The sequence below is a fragment of the Streptomyces sp. NPDC050560 genome, assembly GCF_044457285.1.
Taxonomy (GTDB): Bacteria; Actinomycetota; Actinomycetes; order Streptomycetales; family Streptomycetaceae; genus Streptomyces.
Genome location: NZ_JBITGT010000005.1, coordinates 526,983 through 553,572, shown reverse-complemented (window position 1 = coordinate 553,572; position 26,590 = coordinate 526,983). Strand labels below are relative to the sequence as shown.

At 71.6% G+C, this 26,590-nt stretch carries 22 protein-coding genes and 1 tRNA gene; 4 read left to right on the top strand and 19 right to left on the bottom strand.

The window, feature by feature from the left end; genetic code table 11:
* Window positions 1–63: 63 nt before the first annotated feature.
* The 16 genes from atpB to ACIBIW_RS14565 form a co-directional block, all read right to left on the bottom strand.
* On the bottom strand, window positions 64–834 hold the full coding sequence (gene atpB, locus ACIBIW_RS14640) for a F0F1 ATP synthase subunit A (RefSeq protein WP_399335871.1): 771 nt from the start codon (window positions 832–834) through the stop codon (window positions 64–66).
* A 273-nt stretch (window positions 835–1,107) separates the two neighbouring features.
* Window positions 1,108–1,554 carry a hypothetical protein gene (locus ACIBIW_RS14635; protein ID WP_399335787.1) on the bottom strand — a complete coding sequence of 149 codons (447 nt, stop codon included), beginning with the start codon at window positions 1,552–1,554 and terminating at the stop codon, window positions 1,108–1,110.
* A gap of 344 nt (window positions 1,555–1,898) precedes the next feature.
* Window positions 1,899–3,344: an MraY family glycosyltransferase gene (locus tag ACIBIW_RS14630; protein WP_399335785.1), complete on the bottom strand. Its 1,446-nt coding sequence runs from the start codon at window positions 3,342–3,344 to the stop codon at window positions 1,899–1,901.
* A gap of 195 nt (window positions 3,345–3,539) precedes the next feature.
* Window positions 3,540–4,193 (bottom strand): protein-tyrosine-phosphatase, encoded by a 654-nt coding sequence (locus ACIBIW_RS14625; RefSeq protein ID WP_399335783.1) that lies wholly within the window; start codon window positions 4,191–4,193, stop codon window positions 3,540–3,542.
* Window positions 4,190–4,837 carry an L-threonylcarbamoyladenylate synthase gene (locus tag ACIBIW_RS14620; protein ID WP_399335781.1) on the bottom strand — a complete coding sequence of 216 codons (648 nt, stop codon included), beginning with the start codon at window positions 4,835–4,837 and terminating at the stop codon, window positions 4,190–4,192. Before ACIBIW_RS14620 ends, ACIBIW_RS14625 begins: the two co-directional genes overlap by 4 nt.
* A gap of 43 nt (window positions 4,838–4,880) precedes the next feature.
* Window positions 4,881–5,744 (bottom strand): peptide chain release factor N(5)-glutamine methyltransferase, encoded by an 864-nt coding sequence (gene prmC / locus ACIBIW_RS14615; RefSeq protein WP_399335779.1) that lies wholly within the window; start codon window positions 5,742–5,744, stop codon window positions 4,881–4,883.
* Between the two features lie 83 nt (window positions 5,745–5,827).
* The gene (gene prfA, locus ACIBIW_RS14610; RefSeq protein ID WP_399335777.1) at window positions 5,828–6,901 is read right to left on the bottom strand and encodes a peptide chain release factor 1; all 1,074 of its coding nucleotides are present in this window, start codon (window positions 6,899–6,901) and stop codon (window positions 5,828–5,830) included.
* 231 nt (window positions 6,902–7,132) lie between these two features.
* The gene (gene rpmE, locus ACIBIW_RS14605; RefSeq protein WP_399335774.1) at window positions 7,133–7,357 is read right to left on the bottom strand and encodes a 50S ribosomal protein L31; all 225 of its coding nucleotides are present in this window, start codon (window positions 7,355–7,357) and stop codon (window positions 7,133–7,135) included.
* 197 nt (window positions 7,358–7,554) lie between these two features.
* A complete protein-coding gene (locus tag ACIBIW_RS14600) occupies window positions 7,555–8,652 on the bottom strand; it encodes an LCP family protein (protein WP_399335772.1) in 1,098 nt (365 codons plus the stop codon).
* Between the two features lie 299 nt (window positions 8,653–8,951).
* Window positions 8,952–11,018, bottom strand: a complete 2,067-nt coding sequence (gene rho / locus ACIBIW_RS14595; protein ID WP_399335770.1) for a transcription termination factor Rho — start codon at window positions 11,016–11,018, stop codon at window positions 8,952–8,954.
* 374 nt (window positions 11,019–11,392) lie between these two features.
* Window positions 11,393–12,322, bottom strand: a complete 930-nt coding sequence (gene thrB, locus ACIBIW_RS14590) for a homoserine kinase (RefSeq protein WP_399335768.1) — start codon at window positions 12,320–12,322, stop codon at window positions 11,393–11,395.
* A gap of 744 nt (window positions 12,323–13,066) precedes the next feature.
* Window positions 13,067–14,158: a threonine synthase gene (thrC, locus tag ACIBIW_RS14585; RefSeq protein WP_399335766.1), complete on the bottom strand. Its 1,092-nt coding sequence runs from the start codon at window positions 14,156–14,158 to the stop codon at window positions 13,067–13,069.
* Between the two features lie 6 nt (window positions 14,159–14,164).
* The gene (locus ACIBIW_RS14580; RefSeq protein WP_399335764.1) at window positions 14,165–15,466 is read right to left on the bottom strand and encodes a homoserine dehydrogenase; all 1,302 of its coding nucleotides are present in this window, start codon (window positions 15,464–15,466) and stop codon (window positions 14,165–14,167) included.
* 300 nt (window positions 15,467–15,766) lie between these two features.
* Window positions 15,767–17,158, bottom strand: a complete 1,392-nt coding sequence (lysA, locus tag ACIBIW_RS14575; RefSeq protein ID WP_399335762.1) for a diaminopimelate decarboxylase — start codon at window positions 17,156–17,158, stop codon at window positions 15,767–15,769.
* A 31-nt stretch (window positions 17,159–17,189) separates the two neighbouring features.
* The gene (nrtL, locus tag ACIBIW_RS14570; protein WP_399335760.1) at window positions 17,190–18,638 is read right to left on the bottom strand and encodes an ArgS-related anticodon-binding protein NrtL; all 1,449 of its coding nucleotides are present in this window, start codon (window positions 18,636–18,638) and stop codon (window positions 17,190–17,192) included.
* Window positions 18,639–18,789: 151 nt separating this feature from the next.
* A complete protein-coding gene (locus ACIBIW_RS14565; RefSeq protein WP_399335758.1) occupies window positions 18,790–19,254 on the bottom strand; it encodes a response regulator in 465 nt (154 codons plus the stop codon).
* 194 nt (window positions 19,255–19,448) lie between these two features.
* On the opposite strand from ACIBIW_RS14565, the gene ACIBIW_RS14560 reads away from it, so the two are divergent.
* A tRNA-Arg gene (locus ACIBIW_RS14560) sits at window positions 19,449–19,520 on the top strand.
* A 320-nt stretch (window positions 19,521–19,840) separates the two neighbouring features.
* Complete coding sequence (locus ACIBIW_RS14555) at window positions 19,841–20,545, top strand: hypothetical protein (RefSeq protein ID WP_399335756.1); 705 nt, start codon at window positions 19,841–19,843, stop codon at window positions 20,543–20,545.
* A gap of 158 nt (window positions 20,546–20,703) precedes the next feature.
* Here the strand turns inward: ACIBIW_RS14555 and ACIBIW_RS14550 are convergent, their stop codons facing one another.
* The gene (locus ACIBIW_RS14550) at window positions 20,704–21,531 is read right to left on the bottom strand and encodes an alpha/beta hydrolase (RefSeq protein WP_399335754.1); all 828 of its coding nucleotides are present in this window, start codon (window positions 21,529–21,531) and stop codon (window positions 20,704–20,706) included.
* 496 nt (window positions 21,532–22,027) lie between these two features.
* Between ACIBIW_RS14550 and ACIBIW_RS14545 the strand changes: the two genes are divergently transcribed.
* Window positions 22,028–23,260: a cytochrome P450 gene (locus tag ACIBIW_RS14545; RefSeq protein WP_399335752.1), complete on the top strand. Its 1,233-nt coding sequence runs from the start codon at window positions 22,028–22,030 to the stop codon at window positions 23,258–23,260.
* Window positions 23,261–23,626: 366 nt separating this feature from the next.
* The gene (locus ACIBIW_RS14540) at window positions 23,627–24,229 is read left to right on the top strand and encodes an FkbM family methyltransferase (protein WP_399335750.1); all 603 of its coding nucleotides are present in this window, start codon (window positions 23,627–23,629) and stop codon (window positions 24,227–24,229) included.
* A gap of 218 nt (window positions 24,230–24,447) precedes the next feature.
* On the opposite strand, the gene ACIBIW_RS14535 is transcribed toward ACIBIW_RS14540, so the two are convergent.
* Both ACIBIW_RS14535 and ACIBIW_RS14530 read right to left on the bottom strand, forming a co-directional pair.
* Window positions 24,448–25,488 (bottom strand): patatin-like phospholipase family protein, encoded by a 1,041-nt coding sequence (locus tag ACIBIW_RS14535; RefSeq protein ID WP_399335748.1) that lies wholly within the window; start codon window positions 25,486–25,488, stop codon window positions 24,448–24,450.
* Window positions 25,489–25,613: 125 nt separating this feature from the next.
* The gene (locus ACIBIW_RS14530; RefSeq protein WP_399335746.1) at window positions 25,614–25,919 is read right to left on the bottom strand and encodes an antibiotic biosynthesis monooxygenase; all 306 of its coding nucleotides are present in this window, start codon (window positions 25,917–25,919) and stop codon (window positions 25,614–25,616) included.
* Window positions 25,920–26,590 lie beyond the last annotated feature (671 nt).

Here is a 26,590-nt window from a genome sequence, read left to right as displayed (position 1 = left end):
TACAAGGGCCGACGGTGGTTGGCCGCCGGACGTTCAGGGGTGGGTCGTGCCGGTGGGTCGTGCTCAGTGCGACTCGGCGAGCGCGCCCTGGATGTACGAGCAGGTCAGCATCACGAACACGTACGCCTGCACGGCCTGCACGAAAAGCTCGAAGAGGATCATCACGAGCGTCATGACGAACGAGACGCCCGCGGCGGGGATCATGTAGCTGTTCAGCAGGTACCAGGAGGCCACGGTGAACATGACCAGCATCAGGTGGCCCGCGAACATGTTGGCGAAGAGCCGTACCGCGTGGGTGAAGGGCCGCACGAACAGGTTCGAGAAGAACTCGATGACCATGACGAGCGGCAGCACGGCGCCGAGTGACTTGTCGTAGCCGGTGATGTTCTTCCAGCCGCCGACCCAGCCGTGCTTCTTGAAGGTCAGCGAGACCCAGACGAGCCAGACGACGATCGCGAGGAACATCGGCACGGCGATGACGGAGCCGACCGGGAACTGGGCGAGCGGGATCACCGACCAGATGTTCATCAGCCAGATGAAGAAGAAGAGCGACACCGCGAGCGGTACGTACTTCTCGCCTTCCTTCTTGCCGATGGTCTCGTAGACCACGCCGCGGCGTACGAAGTCGTAGCCGGCCTCGGCGATCATCTGGAGCTTGCCGGGGACGACCTTGGCCCTGCCGAAGGCGGCCCAGAAGAACCAGACCAGGACGACCGTGGTCAGCAGGGCGAGCAGCATGACCTTGTTGAACTCGAAGCTGCCCCACGAGAAGAGCGGCTCGAAGAGGAAGGAATTCAGGCCCGGTGCCGGAAAACCACACCCGTTGTCGGACAGGATGCGGCAGCTCCAGTCGAAGGCGAGCTGGGTCTGGTCAGCACTCACCGCGGGCTCCTTCAGCGTGGGGCATGGGTTCGGCAACCTCGTTGTGTCGGCACGGCACGGGGCCGCGGTTCGGCACCGGACTGGTGTGGCGGGTATGGGGACTGCGGCCGGGCTTCACGCCTCGCTCCGGACCGGGCGTCGGTTCGGAAGGCCACGCCCGCGGCGCCGCAGTTGGCACCGGACCATAGCAGGAGCGGTGGCGCGCCCTTATCCCGGCCCTACTTCTCACGATGCGGACTCGGCCTTCTCGGGGTTCCCGGCCTTGTCGCCCCCGCTCGTATCGGGGTCCACGTAGAAGATCTTGGCCTTCATGTGGGCCCTGGCCTGCGCGGCCATCCACACCACGGTGCAGGCGACGAGGGTCGCGGAGAATGCCCTGGGGTTGAAGGCGGTGGTGTCCTTGAAGAGCGCCACGAAGATCAGCAGCAGCAGGAGTTGGGCGACGTAGAGCAGCAGTCCCATGGCCTGGAAGAGCTGGGGCAGCGACGCCGCGGTGCGCTGGAGCACGTAGAGCCCGAGCCCCATGAAGGCGATGACCACCGCACATCCGACAACGGCGCCCAGTGCCCCCTTGCCGCCGACGACCGCGGCGCTGACCACGGTGGCGATCGCACCGGCGGCGACGGTGGGCACGGCGGTCTGGAGGAGGTTCCGGACGTCGTTGGAGGGCATGAGGGCAACTCCAAGGGGCGTGGGGTGAGCGGGGCAGCGGGAGACAGCGGGGACGGCGGGGATGCAGAGCGTGGCGTGGTCAGGGTCGGCACAGCACGGGAGAAGGGCGTCGCGGTGGACGAGCCTAGTCCCGGACGGGAGCACGAAAACCTCGGGCTGTGATGCGCAAAAGCCTGTCGACCTACGGTCCTTCGGCCCTGTCCCGGGGTTTCGTGAACGGTATCACAAACTATTTGATGAGGTCTTTACCTGGTGGATGTGGTCGCCGTCACACGTGAGAGTGATGCCGCGCGCATGTGCAGGACAGGGGGTAACTTGCCTGATATTGGACCGTTTTCGCCCCGTCAGCGAGGCCCCTCGGCGCCTCCCCTGCGCACTCGGGAGAACGCCGAGCGCGAACGGGTTCCCATCGCGGTCGCGCCGTTGACGGCGGGACGCGTAACGCCGGTGGTACCGGAGGCGGATGGGCCGGATGTGCGGTTTGTGCCGTTCGCCCCAGCAAGGGCGGGTTCGCCGGATTCCTCCTCGGCGGTGGCCTCTTGCGTCCGGCCCTGCGCGGTATTCTCCGCCTCCGCCGCGTCCCCGGCCGCGGGCTCTGGCTCCACCGCCTCCGCGCGCCCGCGCCGCCGCCCCCGGTAGCGCGGCGGCACCACGTGCTCGGCCCACAGCGGCGTCTTCGGCTTGAAGCGGGGCAGCAGCAGGAGCACGAGGCCGACCGCGCTCAGGCCGGTGATCGTCAGCACGATCCACATCGACGCCGAGTTCACCGAGTACGCCAGCGTCCCGAACGCGATCAGCGCCGACCAGAAGTACATGATCAGTACGGCCCTGCTGTGCGAGTGCCCGATCTCCAGCAGCCGGTGGTGCAGATGCCCGCGGTCCGCCGCGAACGGCGACTGGCCCCGCCAGGTGCGGCGCACGATCGCGAGCACCAGGTCGGCGGCGGGCACCGCGATGATGGTCAGCGGCAGCAGCAGCGGGATGTAGGCGGGCACCATCTGGTGCACGGTGTTGCGCACGGAGCCGGAGTACAGGCTCAGCGCGTCCGGGTCGAGCTGCCCCGTGATGGAGATGGCGCCCGCGGCGAGCACCAGGCCGATCAGCATCGAGCCCGAGTCGCCCATGAAGATCCGCGCGGGGTGCATGTTGTGCGGCAGGAAGCCCAGGCACATGCCCATCAGGATGGCGGAGAAGAGGGTGGCGGGCGCCGCGTCCTCAAGACCGTAGCCGTACCAGATCCGGTAGGCGTACATGAAGAACGCGATGGTCGCGATGCACACCATGCCCGCGGCGAGCCCGTCGAGGCCGTCGACGAAGTTGACCGCGTTGATGGTGATCACCACCAGCGCCACCGTCAGCAGGGTGCCCTGCCACTGGGTGAGCGCCACGATGCCGACGCCGGGGATCGGCAGGTAGAGGATGGTCAGGCCCTGCACCACCATCACACCGGCGGCGATCATCTGGGCGCCCAGCTTGATCAGCGCGTCGATCTCGAACTTGTCGTCGAGGACACCGACCACCCAGATCAGCGCGGCCCCGGAGAGCAGCGCACGCGGCTCGTGGGAGGCGAACACCTCGTTGAGGCTCGGCAGATGGTCGGCGACCAGCAGACCCGCGCACAGGCCGAAGAACATCGCGATGCCGCCGAGCCGGGGCGTGGGCTCCCGGTGCACGTCGCGGGCCCTGATCTCGGGCATGGCGCCCGCCATGATCGCGAACTTCCGCACCGGCCCCGTGAGCAGGTAGGTCACCGCGATCGTGATGCAGAGCGTCAGCAAATATTCACGCACGGGCTTCCCCACAGGTATCGCTGGCCGTCACAGCCCCACACCCTAATGCCCCCGCGGAGCCCGCCCGCCGCCGAAGGCCGCCTGTCGGGGGCAGCCCTCACCCACCCACCCGTGTGACGCACCGGGCTCACGAAAAGTTCCCACCGCCGCAGTGTGCGCTCGCGGCCGCGAGCGGCGCGGGCACCGCCGACGGGCCTACTTGTACCCGGTCAGCGCGGACAGCATCGGGTCCAGGGCCTCCTGGATCTCCTCGCCGACCGAGCGGAAGAAGGTCAGCGGCGCCCCGTACGGGTCGTACACCTCGTCGGCCTCTGCGGACGGCGCGAGCAGCCAGCCGCGCAGCGCGGCGGCGGCGCGCACGAGCGCGTGGGCGCGCTCCGCGACGCCCTCGTCGGGCGGCGGCAGCGTCGCGGGGTCGATGGCCCGCACCAGGCGGGTGAACTCCTTGAGCGTGAAGGTGCGCAGGCCCGCCGAGTGCCCCATGGAGATGACCTGCGCCCGGTGGTCGCGGGTCGCGGTCAGCACCAGGTCGGCCCTGATCACGTGCTCGTCGAGGAGTTCACGCCCGGTGAACCCGGCGGGGTCGGCCCCGAAGTCGGCCAGCACGGTGGCGGCGTGCGCCTCCATCGGCGCCCCCTCGTGGCCCCAGGTGCCCGCGCTCTCCACGATGAGCCCGCCGCTCGAACCCGCGGCGAGCCCGCCGCCGCGCCCGAGCCGGTCCGCGAGGGCGTGCCTGGTCAGCCGCTCGGTGATCGGCGAGCGGCACACGTTGCCCGTGCTGACGTGGAGAATGCGGAAGGTGCCCCCGGCCTCCCCGGTGCCTATGCCACGCCCCTCAGGGGCGGTCAACTGGCCACCTCAAGGTCGGGTACCACCTTGCGCAGCTCCTCCGCGTCGATCGCGCCGGCGCGCAGCAGCACGGGCACCTTGCCGCTGACGTCGACGATGGACGACGGCACGTTGCCCGGCGTGGGCCCGCCGTCGAGGTAGACCGACACCGAGTCGCCGAGCATGTCCTGGGCGGCGTCGCAGGTCTCCGGCGCCGCGTGGCCCGTCAGGTTCGCCGAGGACACCGCCATCGGGCCGACCTCGGTGAGCAGCTCGATCGCCACCGGGTGCAGCGGCATCCGTACGGCGACGGTGCCGCGGGTGTCGCCGAGGTCCCACTGGAGCGAGGGCTGGTGCCTGGCCACCAGGGTGAGCGCGCCCGGCCAGAAGGCGTCCACCAGCTCCCACGCCATCTCGGAGAAGTCGGTGACGAGCCCGTGGAGGGTGTTCGGGGAGCCGATGAGCACGGGCGAGGGCATGCTGCGTCCGCGGCCCTTGGCTTCCAGCAGGTCGGCCACCGCCTCGCCCGCGAAGGCGTCGGCGCCGATGCCGTACACGGTGTCGGTGGGCAGCACGACCAGCTCGCCCCTGCGGACGGCCGACCCCGCCTCACGCAGCCCGGTGGTGCGGTCGGTCGCGTCATTGGTGTCGTAGCGCCGTGCCATCAGTCGGCCTCCTGGAACACATGCGGTCTTGGTCGTGTGGGCGTCACGGCAGCGCCTTGCGGGCGGTCGCGAAGCGCGGGCGGTTGTTGAGGTCGGGGTGGTCGGCGGCGTCCGCCCAGCCCGCTTCCTCGCTGAAGATCCAGGGCACCTGGCCGCCCTGGGTGTCGGCGTGCTCGACCACGACGATGCCGCCGGGGCGCAGCAGCCGGTGTGCGGTGCGCTCGATGCCGCGGATGGTGTCGAGGCCGTCCTCGCCGGAGAAGAGCGCGAGGTCCGGGTCGTGGTCGCGGGCCTCGGGCGCCACGTACTCCCACTCGGTGAGCGGGATGTAGGGCGGGTTGGACACCACCAGGTCGACCTGGCCGGTGAGTTCGGGCAGCGCGGTGCGGGCGTCGCCCTGGTGCACGGTGACCCGGGAGCCGCCGGCGGACTCGGTGCGCCGTACGTTCTCGCGGGTGAAGACGAGGGCGTCCTCGGACAGCTCGACGGCGTGCACCCGGGATCTGGGGACCTCCTGGGCCATGGCGAGCGCGATGGCTCCCGAGCCCGCGCAGAGGTCGACGACGAGGGGTTCCACGACGTCCATGGCGCGTACGGCCGCTATGGCCCAGTCGACGACGGACTCGGTCTCCGGGCGTGGCACGAAGACCCCGGGGCCCACCCGCAGTTCGAGGTAGCGGAAGTAGGCGAGCCCGGTGATGTGCTGGAGCGGCTCGCGGGCCTCGCGGCGGGCGACGGCCTCCCAGTAGCGGGCGTCGAAGTCGGCGTTCTTGACGGTGTGCAGCTCGCCCCGTTTGACGCCGTGCACATAGGCGGCCAGCTCCTCCGCGTCGTTGCGCGGCGAGGGCACGCCTGCGTCGGCCAGCCGCTGGGTGGCCTGGGCCACCTCCGCGAGCAGCAGGTTCACGCTGGTCCTCCGGGGCTGGGCTGGTGCCGGTCGTGCCGGGCGGTGGGGTACGGCGGGTGGGGCGGGTGCCGCGGGCGGCGGGGTCAGGCGGCGGCGAGCCGCGCGGCCGAGTCGGCGTCGGCGCACGCCTGGATCACGGCGTCGAGTTCGCCGTCGAGCACCTGGTCGAGGTTGTACGCCTTGAAGCCGACCCGGTGGTCGGAGATGCGGTTCTCGGGGAAGTTGTACGTGCGGATCTTCTCGGACCTGTCGACGGTGCGCACCTGGCTGCGCCTGGCGTCGGCGGCCTCCTTCTCCGCCTCCTCCTGGGCCGCCGCGAGGAGCCTGGAGCGCAGGATACGCAGGGCCTGCTCCTTGTTCTGCAACTGGCTCTTCTCGTTCTGGCAGGAGGCGACGACGCCGGTGGGCAGGTGGGTGATGCGTACGGCGGAGTCGGTGGTGTTGACGGACTGGCCGCCGGGCCCCGAGGAGCGGTAGACGTCGATCCTGAGGTCGCTCGGGTTGATCTCGATGTCGATCTCCTCGGCCTCGGGGGTGACGAGCACGCCCGCGGCGGAGGTGTGGATGCGGCCCTGGGACTCGGTGGCGGGGACCCGCTGCACGCGGTGGACACCGCCCTCGTACTTGAGCCTGGCCCAGACGCCCTGGCCCGGCTCGGGGGCCTGGCCGCCCTTGGTCTTCACGGCGACCTGGACGTCCTTGTAGCCGCCGAGTTCGGACTCGGTGGCGTCGATGACCTCGGTCTTCCAGCCGACGCGCTCGGCGTAGCGCAGGTACATCCGCAGCAGGTCGCCCGCGAAGAGCGCGGCCTCGTCGCCGCCCGCGCCCGCCTTGATCTCCAGGATGACGTCCTTGTCGTCGCTGGGGTCGCGGGGCACGAGCAGCAGCCGCAGCTTCTCGGTGACCTGCTCGCGCTGCTCTTCGAGTTCGCGTACCTCGGCGGCGAAGTCGGGCTCCTCGGCGGCGAGTTCGCGGGCGGTCTCGATGTCGTCGCCGGTGCGCTTCCAGAGCCGGTAGGTGTCGACGATGGGGGTGAGTTCGGCATAGCGCTTGCCGAGCCGGCGGGCCCCGGCCTGGTCGGCGTGGACGGAGGGGTCCGCGAGCCGCTTCTCCAGGTCGGCGTGTTCGCCGATGAGTTCCTCGACCGCCTCGAACATCTTCCGTGGCTCCTGATCTGCGTGCGATGAGGGCGGGACGGGCCGCCGTGCCGGGGTGTCCCCGGGCCCCGGCCGGGAAAAAAGCGCCGGTCCCGGCCGCCCCGGGCGGGGGCTGCCGAGGACCGGCGTCAGGGGGCGTCTTGTCGATCTTCGTGGAACAGGGCGCGGTCGGATGCCGTAGCTGTCGTCGCGACCCCGCGCAGGCCGAACGGGACGCCCCCCGGGAGGTCGCTACTTGCGGGAGCCGGTGGCGGCCTTGCCGAAGCGGGCCTCGAAGCGGGCCACGCGGCCACCGGTGTCGAGGATCTTCTGCTTGCCCGTGTAGAACGGGTGGCACTCGGAGCAGACGTCGGCACGGATGGTGCCGCCCTGGATGGTGCTGCGAGTGGTGAAGGACGCCCCGCAGGTGCAGCTCACCTGGGTCTCGGCGTACTCGGGGTGGATGTCGCGCTTCAAGGTCTCTCCTAGGTTCTGGAGGGCGCCGGGTCGCAGGCGCGGGAGTGCGCTGCGTGAACCGGAGCCGACGTACCAGTCTGCCAGTCCTGGCCGCATGTCCCAAAACCGGGGGCGGGGGGCGGTTATTCCGCCGGGTGCCCGCGGTGGCGTGCGGTGAGCGGCCGTTCACCTTGGGCCACCGCGGCCCCGCGCGGGTGTCAGCGTCCGGCGACGACGTCCTTCGCGTCTCCCTTGTCGCCCGCGGAGTCCTTGGTGGCGGAGGCCGGGATGGTGCGGTCGGCCCTGAGGGCGTCCCAGACCTGGCGGGCCTGGCGGTCCTGCGGCAGTACCCGGTTGGGGTCCGCGGGGTCGTACCTGACGGGCAGGGTGACCATGTCGATGTGGTCGGCGCCGATGCCCTTGAGGCCCCCGGCGAATCCGGCGAGGCTGCGTACGGAGTCCAGGTCGGAGTCGGTGGTCAGGGCGCTGGTGGCGGTGTCGGCGAGGTCGTAGAGCTTCTTGGGGTCGCTGAACAGGCCGACCTGCTCGACCTGGCCGATGAGGGCCTTGATGAACGCCTGCTGGAGCTGGATGCGGCCGAGGTCGCTGCCGTCGCCGACGCCGTGCCGGGTGCGGACGAGGCCGAGCGCCTGCTCGCCGCCGAGGGTGTGGGGTCCCGGCGCGAGGTGGAGGTGGCTCTTGTCGTCGTCTATGCGCTTGCTGGTGGTGATGTCGACGCCGCCCAGAGTGTCCACGAGCTTCTTGAAGCCAGTGAAGTCGACCTCCAGGTAGTGGTCCATCCTGATCCCGGACATCGCCTCGACGGTCTTGACGGCGCAGGCGGGCCCGCCGACCTGGTAGGCGGTGTTGAACATCTGGTCGCGCCCGCCGGCGGCCTCGGAGCCCTTGTCGGTCTTGCAGTCGGGCCTGGTGACGAGGGTGTCGCGCGGTATGGACACCACGCTGGCGCGTTTGTGCCCCTTGTAGACGTGCACGATCATCGCCGTGTCGGAGCGCGACGAGCCCTCGTCCTTGCCGTACTCGCCGTTGGACCCCGCCCGGGAGTCGGAGCCGAGTACCAGGATGTCCATGGAGCCGTTGTCCGGGTCGGCGGGTCGGTCGCCGCCGAGGGCGGCGTTGATGTCGACGCCGCTGATGTTGCCGTTCAGCTTGGCGTAGAGGTAGCCGAGCCCGCTGCCGCCGACCACCACGAGGCCGACCGCGGTCCACGCCGCCACCAGCAGGGCCTTGCGGCGCCTGCTGCGGGGCCTGCGGCGCCGTCCCTCGTCCCGGGCGGCGGTGCTCTCGTCAGCCATGGTCTCCTCGGTTCTCGAAACGGCCGGGTACCCCGCCCTTCGCGGGGTCAGTCACCTCAGGTGTGATGCGCGCTCTCCGGAAAAAGATCCGGGAAATCGTGCGCGGACCCGCCGGAACCCGCCGGGGGCCTGCGCCCCCGTGGTCCTCGTGGCCCCTGCCCCGCCGTTTTCCGGCCACTCGCGCCCGGGGTGTGGCATAGGTCTCGGGCGTGGCCGTACGAACCCCGGCACGACGCACGACCGCCCCCGCCACGGCGTGTGGCGGGGGCGGCTTCGTGCGGGGCCGTGCGCGGGGACTGTCAGTCGCCGGGCATGGGGGTGGTCTTCTGGATCTGGAGCAGGAACTCCGCGTTGGACTTCGTCTGCTTCATCTTGTCCAGCAGCAGTTCGATGGCCTGCTGCTGGTCGAGGGCGTGCAGCACCCGGCGCAGCTTCCACACGATGCCCAGCTCCTCGCCGCTGAGCAGGATCTCCTCCTTGCGGGTGCCGGACGCGTCGACGTCCACCGCGGGGAAGATCCGCTTGTCGGCGAGCTTGCGGTCGAGCTTCAGCTCCATGTTGCCGGTGCCCTTGAACTCCTCGAAGATCACCTCGTCCATGCGGGAGCCGGTGTCGACGAGCGCGGTGGCGAGGATGGTCAGCGAGCCGCCGTCCTCGATGTTGCGCGCGGCGCCGAAGAACCGCTTGGGCGGGTAGAGCGCCGTGGAGTCGACGCCGCCGGAGAGGATGCGGCCGGAGGCGGGCGCCGCCAGGTTGTACGCGCGGCCGAGGCGGGTGATGGAGTCGAGCAGCACGACGACGTCGTGTCCCAGCTCGACGAGCCGCTTGGCGCGCTCGATGGCCAGCTCGGCGACGGTGGTGTGGTCCTCGGCAGGCCGGTCGAAGGTCGAGGAGATGACCTCGCCCTTGACCGAGCGCTGCATGTCGGTGACCTCTTCCGGACGCTCGTCGACGAGGACGACCATCAGATGGCACTCGGGGTTGTTGTGCGTGATCGCGTTGGCCACGGCCTGCATGATCATGGTCTTGCCGGTCTTCGGCGGGGCCACGATCAGGCCGCGCTGCCCCTTGCCGATGGGCGAGACCAGGTCGATGATCCGGGTCGTCAGCACCCCGGGGTCGGTCTCCAGACGGAGCCTGTCCTGCGGGTAGAGCGGGGTGAGCTTGTTGAACTCCGAGCGGCCGCGGCCGTGTTCCGGCGCCATGCCGTTGACGGAGTCGAGCCTGACCAGCGCGTTGAACTTCTCGCGGCGCTCGCCCTCCTTGGGCTGCCGCACGGCGCCGGTGATGTGGTCGCCCTTGCGCAGGCCGTTCTTGCGGACCTGGGCGAGGGAGACGTACACGTCGTTCGGCCCCGGCAGGTAGCCGGAGGTGCGGATGAAGGCGTAATTGTCCAGGATGTCGAGGATGCCCGCGACCGGGATCAGGACGTCGTCCTCGGTGATCTGCGGCTCGCCGACCTCGTCGCGCCCGCGCCGCCCGCGGCGGTCGCGGTAGCGTCCGCGGCGGCCGCGGCGCCCGCCGCCGTCGTCGTCGTAGCCGTCGTCCTGCTGCTGCTGGCGTCCGCCGCCGCCCCCCTGCTGGCGCTGGCCGCCGCCCTGCTGGTTCTGCCCCTGGTCGTCGTTCTTGCCGCCGCGCCGGTCGCGGTCCCTGCCGCGGCCGCGCTCCCTGCGGCTCTGGCGGCCCTCGTGCTCGCCGCCGCCCTGGCCGTCGTGCTGGCGCTGCTGGTCGCCGTTCTGGGAGCCGCCCTCGCCCTTCGGCTCGGACTTGGCCTCGGCGTCGGTGCGCGCGTCGGGGCTGCCCGCCTCCGCGGTGGCGCGGCGCCTGCGGCGCTCACCGGGCGCCTGGTCGTCGCTCGCGGGCTGTCCTGGGATGTCAATCTGCTGCTGGGCGGCGCGGGCGCCGTCCTGGGCCTGCTCGCCGCCCTTGGGCGCCGTCTTCGCGGGGGCCTCGGGGGCCGTCCCGTCGCCCGCGGGCTTTCCGGCGTTCTTCGCGGCCTTGGCGGGCTTGTCCGCCTTGCCGTCCTTGCCGTCCTCGCCAGTACGCGCCCTTGAGGTGGCCCGCCGCTTCGGCTTGGGCTCTGCCTCGGACTCGGGGGCCTTGGCGGCGCCGCCCCCGGCCTGTGCCTCCTTGATGACCTCGATCAGTTGGCTCTTGCGCATCCGCGCGGTGCCCCTGATCCCGAGGCCCGATGCGACCTGCTGCAACTCGGCCAGCACCATGCCTTCGAGGCCGGTGCCGCGGCGGCGCCGCGTCCCGGTCGTTGCACCGGTGGCAGGCGCAGCATTGGCGTCCGTGGCGGGCGCGGCAGCGGTGTCGACCGTGCTGTCGGCAGTCACGCCCATCAGATCGGTGGTGTCGCTCACGAAGGGTCCTTCCCTGGAGCGGACGTCGGCCTGTCTGGCTCGGCGACCGGTTGTGCTGTCCGGCGGCCCTGTCGGATGGACCGTGCCGGGGCGGTGGTCCGCCAAAGCGGCGGAAGAAACAACTGGTGATGGCGATTCCCGGAGCCGTGCCACGCATGGGCTGTGTCACGCGGCTGGGTCACGCCGGTTCCGGAGCGTGCTCGGGTGACCGCTCAGTGCAGGGCACCGAACGGATCGGGAGGCTCCCGGAAGGATGTCTGTCCCCGACAGGGACACGAAGCACCTCGCCATGGTGGGGTCGGGTGCAGACTTGAGATTAACACTACCGGATGCAACAAACATTCCCCCTCTCGAAATCCGGCACACACGGGCGTTTATCCGGCCCTGTTCGTGGTCAGCGGCAGGACGCAGGTGCCCTTGCCGTCCAGCGGCAGCCGGTTGGCCGCCCAGCCGTCCCCGGCGAGCCTGGCGACCTTCTCGGCCTCCTCCTCGCCCGTGAGGGCCAGCACGGTGGGCCCGGCGCCGGAGATCACGGCGGGTACGCCGTCCGCGCGCAGCCGCTCGACCAGTGCGGTGCTCTCCGGCATGGCGGGGGCCCGGTACTCCTGGTGGAGGCGGTCCTCGGTGGCGGGGAGCAGCAGTTCCGGGCGCCTGGTCATGGCCTCGACGAGCAGTGCGGCGCGGCCCGCGTTGGCGGCGGCGTCGACGTGCGGGACGGTGCGCGGCAGCAGACCGCGCGCGGTTTCGGTGAGTACGGGCCTGGCGGGCACGAAAACCACCGGAACGATGGAATCGGCGGCGTCCATCCTGATCGCGCGGGCGGCGCCGCCCTCGGTCCAGGAGAGCGTGAACCCGCCGAGCAGGCAGGCGGCGACGTTGTCGGGGTGGCCCTCGATCTCGGTGGCGAGTTCGAGCAGCGCGGTGTCGTCGAGGCGGGCGTCGCCGCCTATGGTGACCGCCCTCGCGGCGACGATGCCGGCGCAGATCGCGGCGGAGGACGAGCCGAGGCCGCGGCCGTGCGGGATGCGGTTGGCGCAGACGATCTCAAGGCCGCGCGGCTGGCCGCCGAGCAGGTCGAAGGCGGTGCGCAGGGCGCGCACCAGCAGGTGGTTCTCGTCGCGGGGGAGCGTTTCGCTGCCCTCGCCCGCGATGTCGATGTCGAGGCCGGAGTCCGCGACCCGTACCACGACGTCGTCGTAGAGGCCGAGGGAGAGACCGAGGGCATCGAAGCCGGGTCCGAGGTTGGCGCTGGTCGCGGGGGTGCGCACCCGGACGGCGGCGGCACGGAAGGCGGGACCGGCCATCGCTCGACGACTCTCCTTGCGCTGGGGGATGTGCTGGTGGGCTTGGCTGTTCGGGAGATTCGGGGCACCCGGGCCGTGCGGTGGCCCGGCTTGCGGTGTTCCTGGCGTGGTCGCTGCTGGCGTGTCCTGGGGTGCGGCAGGTGACGGGACCCGGGGCGCCCACGGCCGAGCCGTGTCGGAGGGCGCCGCTGCATATGCGGCAGAGCGGGTGGGGCAAGCCTATCGAAGGAAGGTTCTGCCACGACACAGGGCGCACAGGAGGCGCACGGTGCGTGTCGTGAGCCCCCTTGTGCCCCCATTGCCCCGCCCGGCCTGGCGCGAACCCTCGCTGCGGCGTGGTCCAAGGGGGCCCTGGCCTCCCGTGGCCGGGCCGGGGTCATACGGGGCCCCGCCACGGGCGCCGTACCGGAACAGAGCCTCCCGCTTTGCTTTCCGCCGTCCGGCGTCGCATATGCGAACGCGTCGGGCCCTTCCGGGTACCGGAGGGAACGCGTCCGCTGCCCCCGAGGGCACGCGGGGCGCGCCGCGGCACGCTGTGGCCGTGCCCGGAGGGGCACGGTTCGTGGCCGCGGGCGGCCATCCGCGGCGGGAGGCGGGGACGGGGCACTCCGTCGGGACGGGCCGCCCTGTCGCGACGGCGGCCGTCGCGTGGCCCCGGAGCCGACCGCGGGTGGCGGCCGGGGCGTGGCCCGGGAACCGGCCGCGGCCCCGCCGCCGGGGCCCGCGACGGGGTCCCGGGACGGCTCAGTCCAGGCCGAGATGCTGTGCCGCGGCGGCGGCGTCGACCGGGACGGTACGGGGCTGCGGGGCGCCCGCGACCGCCCAGTCGGGGTCCTTGAGGCCGTTCCCGGTCACCGTGCAGACGATCCGCTGCCCCGGGTCGACCTTCCCCGCCGTGTGAGCCTTGAGCAGCCCGGCCACGGACGCGGCGGAGGCGGGCTCCACGAACACGCCCTCCTCGGCGGCCAACAGCCGGTAGGCGCGCAGGATCTCACGGTCCGTCACCTCGTCGATGAGGCCGTCGGACTCGTCGCGCGCGGCGAGCGCGAACTGCCAGGACGCGGGGTTGCCGATACGGATCGCGGTGGCGATGGTCGACGGGTCCTTGACGACCTCGCCGCGGACGATGGGCGCGGAACCCGACGCCTGGTAGCCGAACATCCGGGGGGTGCGCGTGGCGGGCCCGTCGGCCGCGTACTCCCGGTAGCCCTTCCAGTAGGCGGTGATGTTGCCCGCGTTGCCGACCGGCAGGACGTGGATGTCGGGGGCGTCGCCGAGGGCGTCCACGATCTCGAACGCCGCGGTCTTCTGCCCCTCGATACGGACCGGGTTGACCGAATTGACCAGCGCCACGGGGTAGTTCTCCGACAGGCCCCTGGCGAGGGTGAGGCAGTCGTCGAAGTTGCCGTCGACCTGGAGGATCTTCGCGCCGTGCACCAGCGCCTGCCCCATCTTGCCGAGCGCGATCTTGCCGCGGGGCACCAGCACCGCGCTGATCATCCCGGCGCGCACGGCGTACGCGCTTGCGGACGCCGAGGTGTTGCCGGTGGAGGCGCAGATGACGGCGCGCGCGCCCTCCTCCGCAGCCTTGGTGATGGCCATGGTCATGCCGCGGTCCTTGAAGGAACCGGTCGGATTGGCCCCCTCGACCTTGAGGTGCACCTCGCACCCGGTGCGCTCCGACAGCACCTGCGCGGGCACCAGCGGGGTGCCGCCCTCGCGGAGCGTCACGATCCGCGTGGTGCCGGAGACCGGGAGCCGGTCCCGGTACTCCTCGATGATTCCGCGCCACTGATGGGTCGTCCGGTGGTTCGTCTGGTGGGTCGTCTGGGCCATCGCCGGTTACTCTCCTTCAACCCGCATCATGCTGGCGACACCACGCACGGTGTCGAGGCCGCGCAACGCCTCGACCGTCCCCGTGAGGGCGGCGTCCGACGCGCGATGGGTGACGACGACGAGCGAGGCGTCCTCGGCCCCGTCCTGCCGTCCTTGCTGGCGCACCGTGTCGATGGATACGCCGTGCTCGGCGAAGACCGTCGCGACCTGGGCGAGCACCCCGGGCTTGTCGGCCACGTCGAGGCTGATGTGGTACCGCGTCACGACCTCGCCCATCGGGGAGACGGGCAGTCGCGCGTACGCGGAGTCGCCGAACCCGGTGGCCTCGCCGAGGCGGTTGCGGCAGACCGCGACCAGGTCGCCGAGGACCGCGGACGCGGTGGGGGCGCCGCCGGCGCCCGGGCCGTAGAACATCAGTTGTCCCGCGGCCTCCGACTCGACGAAGACCGCGTTGTACGCCTCGCGGACGGAGGCCAGCGGATGGCTGAGCGGGATCATCGCCGGGTGCACCCGGGCGGTGACGGACGCGCCGTCAGCGGCGCGCTCGCAGATGGCGAGCAGCTTGATGGTGCACCCCATCGCCTTTGCGGAAGCGAAGTCCGAGGCGGTCACCTCGGTCATGCCCTCGCGGTGCACGTCGTCGAGCCTGACCCGGGTGTGGAAGGCGATACCGGCGAGGATGGCGGCCTTGGCGGCGGCGTCGAAGCCCTCCACGTCGGCGGTGGGGTCGGCCTCCGCGTAGCCGAGGGCGGTGGCCTCGTCCAGGGCCTCCTGGTAGCCCGCGCCCGAGGAGTCCATCTTGTCCAGGATGAAGTTGGTGGTGCCGTTGACGATGCCGACGACCCGGTGGACGTGGTCGCCCGCGAGCGACTCCCGCAGCGGGCGCAGCAGCGGGATGGCGCCCGCGACGGCCGCCTCGTAGTAGAGGTCCCTGCCGTGTTCCACGGCGGCCGCGTGCAGCGCAGCGCCGTCCTGGGCGATGAGGGCCTTGTTCGCGGAGACCACGGAGGCCCCGTGCTCTATCGCGGCGGTGATGAGGGACCTGGCGGGCTCGATCCCGCCGATCACCTCGACGACGACGTCGATATCGCCGCGCTTGACGAGGGCGGTCGCGTCGGTGGTGACGAGGGAGCGGTCGATGCCGTCGCGCACCACGCTGGGCCTGCGCACGGCGATCCCGGCGAGTTCGAGCGGGGCGCCGATCCGGGCGGCGAGGTCGTCGGCGTGCGCCGTCATGATGCGCGCCACCTCTGAGCCCACGATCCCGCAGCCCAGCAGCGCCACCTTCAGCGGACGCTTACGCATCATCCGACCTCGCTTCTCCATCGTGGGTGTCAAGTCTCACGCACCGGAAGGCAACCACAGCCGACCGTCCGGATTGTGAGATGTGCGTACCATTATCGGGACTGCCGTTCCGTTCTGGCGCGCCTTTCGGCCAGGCACGCGCCCACGGACTCCCGCCCGCGCCCCATGGTGCCGGACCTGCTCCTCCCGGGCCCGCCGCCCCCGTATTCTCCGCCGCGGCGGGCCCCGGGCGCCGTATCTTTCGTCACTCCCCCGGCATCGGACCCGCCGGGCACCCGGCCGCTCGTCCGGACACCCGGCGCCTCAGCCGACGTCGAGCCGCAGCAGGTCCTCCTCGGTCTCCCGGCGGACGATCGTCCTGGCCCCGCCGCCCGCGACCGCGACGACCGGCGGGCGCAGCGCGTGGTTGTAGTTGCTGGCCATGGAGCGGCAGTACGCGCCCGTGGCCGGCACCGCGATCAGGTCCCCAGGCGCCAGGTCGGCGGGCAGGAAGGCGTCCCGTACCACGATGTCCCCGCTCTCGCAGTGCTTGCCCACGACCCTGACCAGCATCGGTTCCGCGTCGGAGGCCCGGGAGGCGAGCGCCACGGTGTACTCGGCGTCGTACAGCGCGGTCCTGATGTTGTCCGACATGCCGCCGTCGACGGAGACGTACGTACGCAGCCCGTCGAGCGGCTTGACCGTGCCGACCTCGTAGAGGGTGAAGGCGCTGGGCCCGACGATGGCGCGGCCTGGCTCGACGGAGATCCGCGGGGTGCTGAGCCGGGCGGCCTCGCACTCGCGGGTGACGATCTCGCCGAGCGACTTGGCGATCTGCGCGGGCTCACGCGGGTCGTCCTCGCTGGTGTACGCGATGCCGAGGCCGCCGCCGAGGTCGATCTCGGGCAGCTCGACGCCGTGCTCGTCGCGGATCTCGGCGAGCAGTGAGACGACGCGGCGGGCCGCGACCTCGAACCCGGCCGTGTCGAAGATCTGCGAGCCGATGTGCGAGTGGATGCCGACGAGTTCGAGGCCCTTCAGGCCGAGGGCGCGGCGCACCGCCTCCGCGGCCTGTCCGTCCGCGAGCGCGATGCCGAACTTCTGGTCCTCGTGCGCGGTGGCGATGAACTCGTGGGTGTGCGCCTCGACGCCGACGGTGACCCGGATCTGCACCGGCTGCCGCCTGCCGAGCCGGTCCGCGACGTGCGCGACCCGCACGATCTCCTGGAACGAGTCGAGCACGATCCGCCCGACCCCCGCCTCGACGGCCCGCTCGATCTCGGCCATCGACTTGTTGTTGCCGTGCAGGGCGATGCGCTCGGCGGGCATCCCGGCGTCGAGCGCGGTGGCCAGTTCGCCGCCCGAGCAGACGTCGAGGTTGATGCCCTCCTCGTGCAGCCAGCGCACGACGGCCCGGGACAGGAACGCCTTGCCCGCGTAGAACACGTCGGCGCCCGGTCCGAACGCGGTGCGCCAGTCGTGCACCCGTGCCCGGAAGTCGCTCTCGTCGAGGAAGTACGCGGGGGTGCCGAACTCCTCGGCGAGCCGCGTCACTTCGATACCGCCGACGGTCAGCACCCCGCTGTCGGCGCGGCGCACGGTCCTCGCCCACACCTTGGGGTCGAGCGCGTTGAGGTCGGCGGGCGGCGCCGTGGGGTGCCCCTCGGGCAGTACGTCGCCGTGTCGGGGCCCTGCGGGGTGTGCGGAACGGCTCATGGCTTGCTGTGCTCTTTCGGTTCGTTGACGTTCAGATGAGGTCGGGGGCGTCGATGCCCAGCAGGGTCAGGCCGCCGGCCAGCACCGTCCCGGCGGCTTCGACGAGGGCGAGCCGGGCCCGGTGGGCGGCCGAGGGTTTCTCGTCGCCCGAGGGCAGGACGGGCACGGCCCCGTGAAAGGCGAGGAAGGCGTCCGCGATACGCACCAGCCCCCGCGCGACCCGATCGGGCGCCCCGAGCCGCGCGGCGATACGCAACTCGGCGGGCTGATCGGCGAGCAGGTCCAGGAGGCGGGTGGTGGCGGTGGCGGGCGCCTCGCTGTCGGTGGAAGGGCCGGGGGTGGTCGCAGCGCCGGGGGTGGGCGGGTCGGCGGGCGTCGCGCCACTGGTTGCCGGGCCGCCAGGCGCCGTATCGCCGGTCACGGCACCACTGGGCATCGCGCCACTGGTGCCAGCACCGGTGGGCGCCACGGCGCCGGTCACCGCATCACTCCCGAGCAGGACCGCCTCGGCCTCGTCGACCCGGCTCGCGAACCCGAGCCGACCTGCCTCGCGCACCAGCGCCCTGGCCCGGGAGTGGGCGTACCTGACCCGGAACAACGGGTTCGAGTCCCGCTGCACAAGGCACTCCCGCCCCAGCTCCCGTCGCCCCGCGCCGGGCGCCAGCAACGCCCAGCGCCCGGCGTCCCGCCCCAGCACGAGGGGGTCGGACACGGCGGGCAGGGGACGGACATAGCGCTTCGGGTAGGGGGAGGCGTCGGAAGGGGACGTACGGGGGGCGGCAGCGGGGGGCGCGGTGGTGTGCGGGGCGCCGGGCGTGGCCGGGGCGCCGGAGGCGGCGGGCCCAAGACCGAACCCCCGTACCCACGCATCGGGCACACCGCCCGCGCCGATGCCGCGACGGCCCTCCGCCCCGTGATCGTCTTCGAAGCGCACGTCGACGACCCCCTGCGCCCGCAGCAACCGCCCGAGCGCATCGGCCACCACAACGGCACGCACCTCGACCGGACGCACGAGCACGACCCCCAGCCCCTCGCCCCCGGCCACGTCCGGACCACCGGGCCCCCCTGGACCGCTGGACTCGCCGAGCCGACCGGGCCGACCGGCCCCGCCGAGGCTCCCCCGAGCAGTCCCGAATTCGACGGAACCGCCCTCCAGAATCCGCCGCAGCACCCCCACACCCCCGGCCCGAGCCCCGGCACCGTCGAGGGTGATGTTCAGGAACCCGGGCCCGGTGATGTCGACGCGTGCGATGCCCGGCTCGTCGAGAAGCCGCTCCCGAAGCACCCCGGCGGCCTCCCGCCCCGGCACCCCCGCCTCTGCGGCGACGCGAAGCGCGATCCCGGTGGCGTAGTCCCCGCACCCACCGGCCCGGGGCCGCTCCACCACGGCACGCTCGGGCACGGCCACCACCAGCTCACCCGCCGCCACCGCACGCTCGACGGCGCGCAGCACGGTACGGGAGAGTTCCACGGGGTTCACGGGAACAAGCGTATGGGAGCACGCCACTTTTCAGCCCCCCGGATTCCACGTACCGAAACGCCACGAAAGGGCGGACCGGGAGACCTCCGGAATCCCACGAGAAGGCCACGAGGCGAGCGCGGAGACCACGGCGAACCGGCCTTCTGCACAGCTAGCCCCCGAAGCCCCTTCCGGCCCCCTCCTCAAGATCCCGTCCCGTGCGCGGCCCGTCCCGACGCCCGCCGAGTCCCGAACCTTCCGCCCCCGGGGCGTCGCCACCCCGCGCGTCCCTCTCCCGCTCCTCGGCCTCCTCGTAACGCCGCCGTTCGAGCAACTGGCGCACGGTCCTGACCAACTCGGCCGGCTCGAAGGGCTTCGCAAGAAAGGCGTCGACCCTGACCTCGCTCTGGTGCGGCGAGCACGCGCTGACTATGACGAGGGGCAGGGCACTGGTACGGGGGTCGGCACGCAGCCTGGCCGCCGTACGCAGCCCGTCGAGCCGAGGCATGACGACATCGAGTGTGACCAGATCCGGTCGCACCTGATGCACCATGTCAAGACACTCGGCACCATCGGCCGCGGTCACGACCTCAAACCCCTCAAGTTCGAGATTGACCCTGATCAGCTGCCGGATCACCTTGTTGTCATCGACAACAAGCACCCGGCCGGACGCGCCTGGCACAACTTGAGAGTAGGTGGCCCGAGGTCGCCGCGTCCGGGTTTTCCCCACTTCCACCCCTGCGGGGGACAAGCCCCCGCCCCCACCCGCCAAAACCCGTTCATGACCACCACCCCCAGCCTGGTACTGTTCTTCTCGTCCACACCGGACACGCCCCCGTAGCTCAGGGGATAGAGCAACGGCCTCCGGAGCCGTGTGCGCAGGTTCGAATCCTGCCGGGGGCACCTTGTATGAGGTGCCCAAAGACCCCGTCACCAGCGGAAGCGCTGAGGCCGGGGTCTTCGTATATGCGCAGGCGGATGCCGCCGGACGTAGCTGTTTGCCGTCTCCTTGTCCAGCGAGACCCTGGACGCGGACGACCACCTCCTCCCATGGGACGCGACCACCGGTTCAGCATGTGTCTCAGGCTCGGCCGCTCAGTACTCCGCAAACCCTGCTGTCCCATGCTGCGAGCACCTTGGATCAAGGAAGAGAGATGCTGGCGAATCTGCTACCTGGTCTTCGTGACGTCCGGGCACCACTGTCTGCGGGGTGCATATGGCTCTTGACGCTCTGGCTGACGGTGGAACATCGGATTCCGACACGGGAGCAAGCACGGGGTGTGTGGGCGTCGCTGTATCGTCTCGGCGGTTTGATGGGCTCTGCCGGATTGCTGGCGTCCGCAGCATTTGCGGCGTATCTCGTCGGCGCGATGTTGATGGTCCGGGTTTCCGATGTGAATGTGCAGGAAGCGCGGAAGACGGCGAGGCTGAGGAACATTCAGCTGACCCTCACTCCGCGCGTGTCCAAGCTCGCATTCGATGACCTGGTCCGCTTCCTTCAAGAACAAGGGCGGGTGCCGGTCCCGAGGTCAGGGGCGGCCAGAGACCGTCGGCGTGAGCGGGGTGAGCGGGGTGTGGTCAACCTTGTGGCACGAGACGTTCTTGGTGAGACCAGGCAGCTTCGTATCAAACTTCTGATCGCCAACTACGACTTGTTCAACGAGTACGACCGGGCCGTGGGCGAGGCGGAGTTCCGCAAGAACGTCGCCTACTCCCTGGCAGGTCTGGCAGCGGCGCTCAGTTGGCTCTATTCCCCTTGGTGGGCTCTCTTGCTGGTTGTGCCTTTCCGGCTCTACATCGCCGGAGTGGGGAGCGAGCGGATAGCCAACGACGTCATCATCCAGGCGGTAGTGGCGAGACTCCTGGAGCCCGCGACCTTGACAGGAGCCGCAGGTCTGCCCGCCGTTCCCACGGAGCAGGGCCCGTAGCGTCGCGAGGGGCGGAATGGCCGGTAGGGGCCGCCGCCTCCGGGGCGGGAGCCGTCGAGTTTGAGCCACTGGGTGCGCCCACACGGCGATGGTCTCACTGGCGAACCGTCAGCAATCAATCAGAAGGTCACATATTTCGCCGGACAGAATCTGGCCCCCTACCCTGCGAGCGTGTCCAGGACGTCCGCGACCGGGGTGGGGTCCAGCGGGCCGACGTGTGACGCTCCGGGGAAATCGTGCACGCGGAAGCTGTTGCCGGGGGTGGACGCGTCGGCTTCCGCGATCATTCTGTCCTGAAGCGCGGTGGCGATCGTACGGTCCTTGCCGAAACGCAGGTATGTGCGGGGAATGCGTCCCCAGCCGCCGGCCCGGCCGACCGCTCGGCCCGCATAGGCGGCGACGGGCTCGTCGGTCTGCATCCCGGCCAGTATCCGGCGGAAGTCGGCGTCGGGGTAGTCCGCGCAGATCATCTCCTTCAGGAGGGCCAGCTCACCGCGGACACCCGTACGGAAGTTCAGCCGCAATACCCCGAGCCGGTCCGGGTCGCCCACTGTCAGCTCCACCGGGCTGACGGCGTTCGCGTTCTCGGGTGCCGCCGTGCAGGCGTCCGCCGTGGGCAGGACGCGGCTGGGACAGAAGGCCGCCATGTAGCAGATGTGGTGAAGCAGGTGCGGGACCGCGTCGCCGACACGGCTGACCGACACGCCACCCAGGCTGTGCCCGACCAGCACCACCGGGCCGTTCCGTGCGGCCTGCCGCACGATGCCCGTGACGCGCGCCTCGTAGTCGTCCAGCCCGAGGCCCTTCAGCGGGGAGGGCTCGACCGCCATCGCCGTGAGGTCCTGCCGCTGGTACGACTCCGCCACGAAAGCCTCCGCGCCGTGCCGCGGCTGGTCCACCATGACGACGCGGTGGCCGCGCAGCACCAGTTCCCGCGCGATCGGCATCCAGAACGCCCCGGCGCTGTGGGTACCGTGCACCAGCACGTACGTTCCGGGCCCGCGACGCGGGTGCGCCGCGGCCGGCGAGGTTCCGAACCCGGTGGCCAGCGCCGTGCCCCCCACCGCGAGTCCCAGCCCGCGCAGCGCCGTCCGACGGGTAGCGCCTTTTCGCTCTTCGTTCGTGTCATTCATCATGAGCACAACGCTATGAACGGCCCGTTCGGCCCACCAGCGGCCCAACACCCCCATAGTCGGTGGCCCCAGAACCACCCCGCCGTGCGGCTCGCAGGGTCCGCAGCCGCCCGCCGGAAGGCCATCGGTAACTCGTCCGACGCCGGGGGCGGCGACGGCCGCGTGACGGAGCGCGGCGCGTTTGTCGCCAAATCCGACCATAATATGGCGAACGTCGCATATACAGTGGATGCCCGCCCTGCGGGCCAGGGCACGGCCGGGCTGTCGGTTCACCGATCGACGGCTCGTACGGTCGCCGGGCCCGCGCCCTCCCCGGTGTCCCAGCACACCGAGAGCCCCAGGAGAACGAGTGAGCGCCCCAGCGAACACCCCGCGCGAAACCGCCTCCCGCCAAGACTCCGACGACACCCCGCCCCGCTACCCAGGCGAGCGGTCCAACTACGTCGACCCGCAGCCCGTGTTGCTCTCCGGCCCTCCGGTCAGCCCGCTCAGGTTCGCGGGCGGCAGCACGGGTTGGCTGGTCACCGGCTTCGACGAGGCCCGTGCGGTGCTCCAGGACGGGCGCTTCAGCGCCGAGCGCTGGCGCGGGGACGACACCGTGCGCCCCGTCCCCCGCGCCATCCGCGAGGCGAAGGGCAACGGGCCCGGCATGTTCCTCACCATGGACCCGCCCGAGCACCACCGCTACCGGTCCCTGCTCACCGGCTACTTCACCCTGCGGCGGATGCGCGCGCTCGAACCCCGTATCGGCGCCATCGTGGCCCAGTGCCTCGACGCGGTCGAGGCCGCGGGGCGGCCTGCCGACCTGGTCGAGCACTTCGCGCTGCCGGTCCCCTCTCTGGTGATCTGCGAGATGCTGGGCGTGCCGTATGCGGAACGCCGGGTCTTCCAGCAGGCCAGCGGCCGTCTCCTGCATCAGCACGCCACCGACGGGGAGGTCGGCGCTGCGCGTGCCACGCTCGACGCGCTGCTCGCCGACGTGGTCAGGGTCAGGCGGCGCGCGCCGCAGGAGGACCTGATCTCGCTCCTCGTCTCGGACAGCGATCTGGACGACGCCGAGATCGTCGGCATCTCGCGGCTCCTGCTGATCGCCGGGCACGAGACCACCACCAACATGCTGAGCCTCGGTACGTTCGCCCTGCTGCGGCACCCGGACCAGATGCGCCGGCTGCGCGAGGACGACTCCCTGGTCCCGGGCGCGGTCGAGGAGCTGCTTCGCTACCTCGGCATCGTCAACGCCTTCCCCGTCAGGGTCGCACTGGAGGATGTCGCCGTCGGTGACGTGCTGGTCAGGGCGGGGCAGTCCGTGGCGGTCTCGGTTCCCGCGGTGAACCGCGCACCGTCCCTCGTGGACGCCCCCGAACTGCTCGACGTGGGGCGCCCCCGCAGCAACCATCTGGCCTTCGGCTACGGCATCCACCAGTGCCTCGGGCAGAACCTCGCCCGCATCGAACTAGCCGCCGGATACCGCGGGTTGCTCGACCGCTTCCCCGGCCTGCGGCTCGCGGTGCCCGCCGGTGACGTGCCCATGCGCAGCGACATGGCCGTCTACGGGGCGTACGAGCTGCCCGTCACCTGGTGACCCGGCCCGGTCCCTTGTGCTGGAGGGCGCACGGGGGGAGCCCCGTGGTGATCGACTCGGAAACGGGCTGCCGAACAACCCGGGATTGCCCTCCTTCTGTGCATAAGTGCTCTGCCCACGGAGGACGTCGGGGTGGCCGGGGCGGGGCTTTCGGCAGGCGGGGGGGGGAGGTGCGGCCGGGGTGTCGGGCAGGGGGTGGCCGTTGTGCGCGGCGGTGTCCAGCGGTGGACGGGATCGCGGTGGGCCGCGAACATCCACCCTGCGGTTACCGCACCCCCCCACCCAGCCACGGCGCGTCGAAGCGGGCATCTGGTTCCGGCTCCGTGACCGGGCGAGGCTGTGGGCCCTTCCCTCCGGCCCCTGACCGTGGATGTCGGGGCGAACATCGGGCTCTTCTCGCTCTACGCGATCCAGCGGTGGCCCGGGGCCGAGATCCTGGCGTTCGAACCCATCCCGGAGACGCTGGAAGTGCTGCGCAGGAACATACGGATGCACGGCCTCGGAAACGTCACCGTGCACCCCTGCGCGCTGGGCGCGGAACGCGACGACGACGTGGCGTTCACCTACTATCCCGTGATTCTGGGCAATTCGACGCGCTATCCGGAGGAGAAGAAGCTACAGAAGGCGGTTCTGACGCCCATCGAGGGGGCGTCCGTCGTCGAGGAGAAGCACACGGGCCACCAGGTCCGCGCCCGCATCGAGCAGCTTTCCACCTTTCTGAGCGAGGGGAGCAGGGTCGATCTCGTGGAAGTGGACGTCGAGGGGGCGGAAGTTGACGTGCTGCTCGGTGTCGACGCCGGGGACTGGCCGAAGACCGATCAGGTGATCATGGAGGTCCAGGACATCGACGGCAGGCTCGACGCAATCCGCGACCTGCTGCACGACCACGGCCTGGAGTCCACCGCCGAGATCTCCCCGCTGATCCCGCCCGAGATACGCACCTACGTACTGCACGCGGCCCGCCCCTGACCAGACCCCGGAGCGGAGCGACGGCACCGGCGCCGCGGCCGCCGACCGGGAGAACGGATACGCGCCGTGGCCCTGCTCCGTGGGAGCGATCCCATGGGCTTCGGCGGGCGGCACGGCCGCTACGGGCCGACGGTGCTGCGCCGGTGGCGCGAGAACAGCTCGCTCTCGGCCGTGAAGAGCAGAGTCGGCGCGGGCGCGTTCGTCCGTGCCGGGGCCGGTCAGGTGCTGCCCCACTGCCCGAAGGGTGGGGGAGGCACGCCCACCATTGTGAGGCGGGGGACGGCGCGCAGCCGGTTCTCGTGGAGGAGGCGCGGTTCTACCCCCTCCATCGCGCAGTACATGACCTCGTAGCCGCCACGGGCGCCCGCGATGATGCGGCCCGGGTCCAGTTCGTACCGCTTCACCTCGGGCATCCAGGGCATCGGGGCAAGGTCGAGCACGTACGGGGCCCTGCCCGGGTGGATCATGCGGTGCTGGAGCGTGCGGCGCTCGTCGCGGTAGCGGACCAGGCCGTCGCGGTACCCGGCGCCGAGGCCGGGGCGGACCCGGTCGAGATGGCGTATGGCGTACCGCTGCGCGACGGTGATGCGGGCCGGGGGCGGTGCGATCGGCTTGGTACTGAGGGACAGGACGTGTGTGCAGCCGTCCGCCAGCGCGAGGCGGAAGGGGTGCGGGGTGAGGACCCCGCCGTCCAGGGCCCGGCTGCCGCGGTAACTCGCGGTGCCCCGCAGGGCGATGGGCAGCCAGGTGCTCGCCACCAGGGCGGCCCGCAGGTCGCGGGCACCGTCGAAGTCGGCAACCGCGGCGGTGCGCAGCTCGTCGACCAGGGTGACGGCGACATGCAGCCGGGTGGGCGAGGCGAGGACCGCGCGGTAGTCCATGGGCTTGACGCGGTCCACGATGCCGAAGACGTACTCCAAATCCATGATGTTGCCCCTGAGGGCGCGGCGTGGGTCGACGAAGCGGCGGGTGGCGAGGTCGTCGTAGTAGATGGACAGGCGGTGCCAGGTGTCGCCGCTGAGGAAGTACCCGCTGTTGATGGAGCCGGAGGACGCCGCGTAGACCGCGTCGAAGGCGCCGCGGAAGCCCAGGTCCTCCAATGCGCAGAGCATCGCGGCCGACACCACGCCCCGTATGCCGCCGCCCTCGACGGCGAGACCGATCTTCAGGCCGTCGGGGCCCGCCGACCGGTCGCCGTCGCGGCGGCGGCGCAGTGCCTCAAGGACCGGGTGGTCGGCCGGCCAGGGGTCCGAGCGCATACGATCACGGCTCCCGGGGGTCGGGCGGATGTAACGGGCGATCAGGTTGCCACAGCCCGTTTGGGCAGGTCAACGCCCACCCGGCGGGTGCGGTCCCGTGGCCGGGCGGCGCCGCTGCGAGGCGGTCAGGGCGCGGGCCACGCGTCCACCACCTCGGCGTGCCTGATGCCGCCGGACTCGGCGATGTGCCGGAACCACGAGGCGACTTCGGGGACGGTGCTCGCCAGCTTCGCCGACTCCTCCGCCTCGGCCCTGCCACGCCAGACGACGATGTCGAGCCAGCCGCCGTCGTCCTCCTTGGTGAGGTAGGCGGCCAGACAGCCGGGGAAGCGCTCGCGCAGCGCGCGGAGCATCGCGGGGCGCTCTCGCCGCAGCGCCTCCTCGGCGCCCTCGTGAACGGTGAAGCGGGCCAGTTCGACCACGGTGGCCATGGGGCATCCCTCGTTTCCGCTGTGGTGGACGGTGTGACGGGTGGGGCGGCGCGCGGCGGTGCCGCCGTACGGCCCACTCCCGCAGGGGAAAGTGTGCCGGGCGTTGACGGGGCCGTCCCCGAATGGGCCTGTTGTTCGTTGAGGCCGGTATGGAAGGAACGGATTCGACGGCGAAGCCCCTCCCCCCATGCTGGTCGCTGCTGCCCCGAGTGCAGCGCCCCCCGGTGCCGAGGCGGCGGTCCGGGGCCGTGCGGTACCGGTCCCTGCTCCGGTGGCCCGAGGTGCGGTCGGCGCGCTCAGGCGCCCGGCGCGGCGCCCTCCGCTTCCCCGCGCGCCCCCTTCCCGCCCGCCGCTCCACCTCCCCTGGCCGACCGCTCGCGGCGGAGGGCGGCCTTCCGGCCGGAGGGGTGAGTGCCGGGGCGCGGACCGGCGCCGCCGCGGCGGGCGCGTCGGCGGCGTACGAGTGGGCCCAGCGCGCCTGGTGGAGTCCGACCGGGCGTGGGGTGATGGTGACGTTCTCGGTGGTGACGGTGGCTGCGGGAGTCGTGGCGGGGGCCTGGCGGGTCTCCGGCTGAACCGCTCCCCCACCGCTCGACCGCCACCCGCCCGACCGCCGCCCGCCCGGCCTCCGCGTGCCCGCCCTCCACGCGCGTGCGTGATCCGTTGCCGGA